The organism is Kitasatospora sp. NPDC091257 (assembly GCF_044757675.1).
In the GTDB taxonomy this organism is placed as follows: Bacteria; Actinomycetota; Actinomycetes; order Streptomycetales; family Streptomycetaceae; genus Kitasatospora; species Kitasatospora lactacystinica.
In genome coordinates, this window is sequence record NZ_JBIVVI010000844.1 from 1 (window position 1) to 4118 (window position 4118).

The 4118-nt window shown below is 75.5% G+C and carries 5 protein-coding genes; 2 read left to right on the top strand and 3 right to left on the bottom strand.

Annotated features, from left to right (window positions below):
* Positions 1–845: alpha/beta fold hydrolase (locus ACIQOV_RS30670; RefSeq protein ID WP_401053872.1), on the bottom strand; the 845-nt coding region annotated here is incomplete at its 3' end.
* Positions 846–883: 38 nt separating this feature from the next.
* Here ACIQOV_RS30670 and ACIQOV_RS30675 point away from each other — a divergent pair.
* Both ACIQOV_RS30675 and ACIQOV_RS30680 read left to right on the top strand, forming a co-directional pair.
* Positions 884–2032 carry a saccharopine dehydrogenase gene (locus ACIQOV_RS30675; RefSeq protein ID WP_401053873.1) on the top strand — a complete coding sequence of 383 codons (1149 nt, stop codon included), beginning with the start codon at positions 884–886 and terminating at the stop codon, positions 2030–2032.
* Complete coding sequence (locus ACIQOV_RS30680; protein WP_401053874.1) at positions 2029–2610, top strand: TetR/AcrR family transcriptional regulator; 582 nt, start codon at positions 2029–2031, stop codon at positions 2608–2610. The genes ACIQOV_RS30675 and ACIQOV_RS30680 overlap by 4 nt, the downstream gene beginning before the upstream one ends.
* 21 nt (positions 2611–2631) lie before the next feature.
* On the opposite strand, the gene ACIQOV_RS30685 is transcribed toward ACIQOV_RS30680, so the two are convergent.
* Together ACIQOV_RS30685 and ACIQOV_RS30690 are read right to left on the bottom strand one after the other, a co-directional pair.
* Positions 2632–2988 (bottom strand): pyridoxamine 5'-phosphate oxidase family protein, encoded by a 357-nt coding sequence (locus ACIQOV_RS30685; RefSeq protein ID WP_359901048.1) that lies wholly within the window; start codon positions 2986–2988, stop codon positions 2632–2634.
* A 354-nt stretch (positions 2989–3342) separates the two neighbouring features.
* Positions 3343–4062, bottom strand: coding sequence for a response regulator transcription factor (locus ACIQOV_RS30690; RefSeq protein WP_359900914.1), 720 nt, complete (start codon positions 4060–4062; stop codon positions 3343–3345).
* Positions 4063–4118 lie beyond the last annotated feature (56 nt).

Sequence of the window (4118 nt, forward strand, 5' to 3'; positions counted from 1 at the left end):
GCGCGGCCTTCGACGACGGTGCGCAGGAAGCCGAGGAGGTGGCTGTTGAACTCCTCCGGCCGTTCCATGTTGGGGTAGTGCCCGGTGCCCTCGACGATCACCGCGCGGCCTTCGACGACGGTGCGCACGACCCGTTCGGCCAGGTTGATGTGGTCCACGGAGTCGATGCCGCCGTTGATCGCCAGCAGCGGGACGGTGATCCCGGTGAGCCGCTTCCAGGTGTCGGTCACCGGCACCAGGTACTGGGGCTCGTCGGGGGTGTGCTTGGCGACGGTGCTCCGGGTCATCTCCTTGAGCCGGCGCACCACCTCCGGGTCGACCTCGTCCAGGCGGCGGTGCGGCCCGGAGGCGAGGCTGGTGAAGGAGTCGAGCCAGGCCTCGGCGTCGCCCTCGGCGAGCGCGGCGGTCTGGTGGGCGGCGAGTTCACCGAGCCACGGGTCGGTGAACTCGGATTCGCTGGTGCCGTTGCCGCTGATCACCAGCGCGCGGACCAGTTCGGGGTGTTCGAGGGCGAGGTCGAGGGCGATCGTCCCGCCCATGGAGAGCCCGATCACGGTCACCGGGCCCAGGCCGAGGTGGCGCAGCAGGTCCGCCAGGTCGTCGGCGGGGCGGAAGGGCCGGCCGGCGTTGTCGGAGGCGCCGTGGCCGCGGGTGTCCGGGGCGATCACCCGGTATTCGGGCAGCAGGGCCGGGAGTTGGTCGGCCCAGCTCCGGCGGTCCAGCAGGCCGCCGTGCAGCAGCACCAGGGGTTCGCCCGTACCGGCGTCGAGGTAGGCGAGGCGGCCGTGGCCGCTGTCGAAGGAACGCAGGTCAAAGGTCTGTTCGGGGGAATCGGAGTACGTCATGACGAAAATTTTAGGTCGGGCGACCTATATTTGTCTCCATGAGCCCCACATCCGTCTCAGAACTCTCCCCGCACCCCACCTTCCCCTCGGACCGCCTCAGCCACAACCCCGACGGCCCCGTCCTGCTGGTCGGCGGCTACGGCACCGTCGGCGCCGAACTCGCCCGACTCGCCTCCCCCACCTGGCCGTTGCTGCTCACCGGCCGTTCCGAGCAGCGCGGCGCCGCCCTCGCCGCCGAACTGGACGACACCACCGTCCGCCGCTGGGACCTCGCCGACCCCGAGCCGTTCACCGCCGCCGTACGGGCCGTGGTCGGGGTGGTCAACGACCCGGACGACCGGGTGCTGCGGGCCGCCGTCCGCGCGGGCGTCCCGTACGTGGACGTCACCCGCTGGACCGCCCGGCTCCAGCGCGCGGCCACGCTCGCCGCCCTGCTGCGCCCGACCGCCCCGGTGCTGCTCTCCTCGGCCTGGATGGGCGGGGTGACCAGCCTGGTCGCCGCCGCCCTGGCGGACCGGCTGGGCCGGGCCGAGCGGATCGAGACCGCCATCCGCTGGGACCTCGCGGACCGGGCCGGCGCCGACTCGGTGGAGTTCATGGACCGCCTGGGACTCGACTACGAGGTGATCCAGGACGGCCGACGCCGCTCCGTCGCCCCGCTCAGCCGCCCGCGGACCGTCCGCATCGGCGACACCCCGACCCTGGTCGCCGGGATCGACACCCCCGAGCAGTTCACCCTCCCGCTCACCCTGGGCGCCACCACCGCCGCCACCCGGATCGGCTTCAGCTCCCGCTCCTCCACCACCGCCCTGCTCGCGGCCCGGCACGCCGGCTTCTTCCGCTGGGGCCGCGGCGACCGCTGGGAGCCGGCCCGCCGCGCCCTGCTCCACTCCCCCGGCGAGGGCGGCACCGCCCTGCTGCGCACCGACGTCGCCTCCGGCGGACGCGCCCTCACCGCCACCGTCGAGGACCGGGGCGGCCAGGCCCGGCTCACCGCCGTCGGCGCCCTGCTGGCGCTGCGCCGGGTGCTCGGCACGGACGGCGCCCCGCCGCCCGCCGGGGTGGCCTTCCCCGAGCAGACCCCGCGCCCCGGGCAGGTCCTGGAGGACCTGGCGGCCCTGGGCGTCACCGTCACCGTCACGGCCACCGGGGCCGACGGGCGGCGCGGCACGGCGGCGGCGGCATGAGCAGCGTCCGGGGCCTGAGCGGCAAGGGCGCCCAGCGGCGGGAGCAACTGCTGGACACCGCGGAGGAGTTGCTCGTCACCGCGGGCGGCACCGAACTGTCCATGCGAGCGGTGGCCGCCGCCGCGGGCGTCCGCCTCGGCCACCTCCAGCACTACTTCCCGACCCACGCCGAGCTGGTGGCCGCCGTGCTGGAGCGCGTCCTCGCCCGCTCGGTGGAACGGCTCGCGCCGCTGCTCGACCCGGGCCGCGACGAGGACGCCCTGCTCCGCGAACTGCTCGCCGAGCAGCAGGACGTGCGCCTGGTCCGCCTGTTCGCCGAGCTGTGGGCGCTGGCCGCCCGCGACCCCTCGGTGGCCGCCACCGTCCGGGCCTTCTACGACCGCTACCGGGAGCTGGTCGCCTGCTTCCTCGCCGAACGCCAACCGGCCCTGACGGAGGAGGAACGGCACGCCCGCGCCCAGGTGTTCGTCATGCTGATCGAGGGCGCCTCGCTCTTCCGCTCCGGCCTGGCCGGCACCGCGGACGCCGCGGCGGACGCCGAACTCCTGCGCACCGCCCTGGCGTTGCTGGGGCCGTGAGGACGCCTCGGGGCCGCCGGCTCAGGCCAGGCACCGGCCGATGACCAGTTCCGGGCGGATGCGGATGCGGACCGTGCCGCCCGGATCGGCCGTCCTGGCCGCCGGGCGGACCTGCGCGCGGCCGAGGACGGTGACGAACCAGCCGGAGCCGTCCCGGCCGTCCACCTCGTCGGCCTCGAAGGCGATCACCGCGCCGTCCACCGCCCGGGCCAGTTCGGAGCCGGCCGGTGCCGAGAGCAGCACACCGCCGGGGGCCAGCCGGAACGGCACCGGCAGGACGGCCGGGAGGGCGTCGACCGTGTAGACCACCCGGCCGACGTCGGCCCGGGCCAGCAGCTCCAGCGACCGCTTCCGGTCGAGTTCGCGCAGTTCCGGCAGGTCGGGCCGGTCCTGCGGAACAGGGCGGCCGGACGGAACGGGCCGCTCGAACGGAGCGGGGCCGTCGTACGCGACGGCCAGGACGGGCCGGTCGAACGGACCGGGCGGGTCGTACGGGACGGGCGGGTCGTACGGGACGGGCCGGGGGGACGGGACGTGGTCGCGGTTCATGCGAGCGATGCTCGCCCGGGCCCGGGCCGGGCCGCGAGGGCCGATGGTCCCGGCCGGGCCCGGCGAGAGCCCCGCCCGGCGGTCCTTCGGCCCCGGGTCCCAGGCCCGGGGCCGAAGGACCGTTCGGCCCCGAACGGCACTGCACCGCACCGAACGGGCACAGACGGTGCCGAACGGCCGGGCTCAGCCCCGGCCGGTGCGCAGCACGGAGGGCTGCGCGGCCGCGGAGGCCTGGCGCAGCTCGGTGGCGATCAGGGCGGCCTGCACCCGCCGCTCGACGCCGAGCTTGGCGAGCAGCCGCGACACGTGGTTCTTGACGGTCTTCTCGGCGAGGTAGAGCCGCTCGCCGATCTGCCGGTTGGTCAGGCCCTCGCCGATGAGTTCGAGGACCTCCTGCTCGCGCGCGGTCAGGCCCGGTCCGGTGGTGACCGGCTGGGCGGGTTCGGCGTCGCTGCGCAGGCGGTTCAGGAGGCGGGTCGCGGCGCCGGGGTCGAGCATCGAGCGGCCGGAGGCGACGGTGCGGACGGCGGCGACCAGGTCGGTCCCGCTGATCTGCTTGAGCACGTACCCGGCGGCGCCCGCCATCACGGCGTCCAGCAGCGCCTCCTCGTCGTCGAAGGAGGTCAGCATCAGGCAGGCCAGCCCGGGCATCCGCGAGCGCAGCTCACGGCAGACCGAGACGCCGTCACCGTCGCCCAGCCGGACGTCCAGCACGGCCACGTCGGGCCGCAGCGCGGGCACCCGGACGAGCGCCTGCTCGGCCGTCGCCGCCTCCCCGACCACCTCCAGGTCCGGCTCGCAGTCCAGCAGGTCGTGCACGCCGCGGCGCACCACCTCGTGGTCGTCCAGCAGGAACACCCGGACCGGTGCCGGGGCCCCGGCACCCTCCGTCTTGGTCGCCATCACGCGGCTCCACCATAGGAGCCCCCCCCCCCCCACCCCCCGGGGGCGATAGGAAG

Coding starts and splice junctions, on each gene's coding strand:
- ACIQOV_RS30680 (WP_401053874.1), top strand. CDS start 2,029: ATGAGCAGCGTCCGGGGCCTGAGCGGCAAGGGCGCCCAGCGGCGGGAG.
- ACIQOV_RS30675 (WP_401053873.1), top strand. CDS start 884: ATGAGCCCCACATCCGTCTCAGAACTCTCCCCGCACCCCACCTTCCCC.
- ACIQOV_RS30690 (WP_359900914.1), bottom strand. CDS start 4,062: ATGGCGACCAAGACGGAGGGTGCCGGGGCCCCGGCACCGGTCCGGGTG.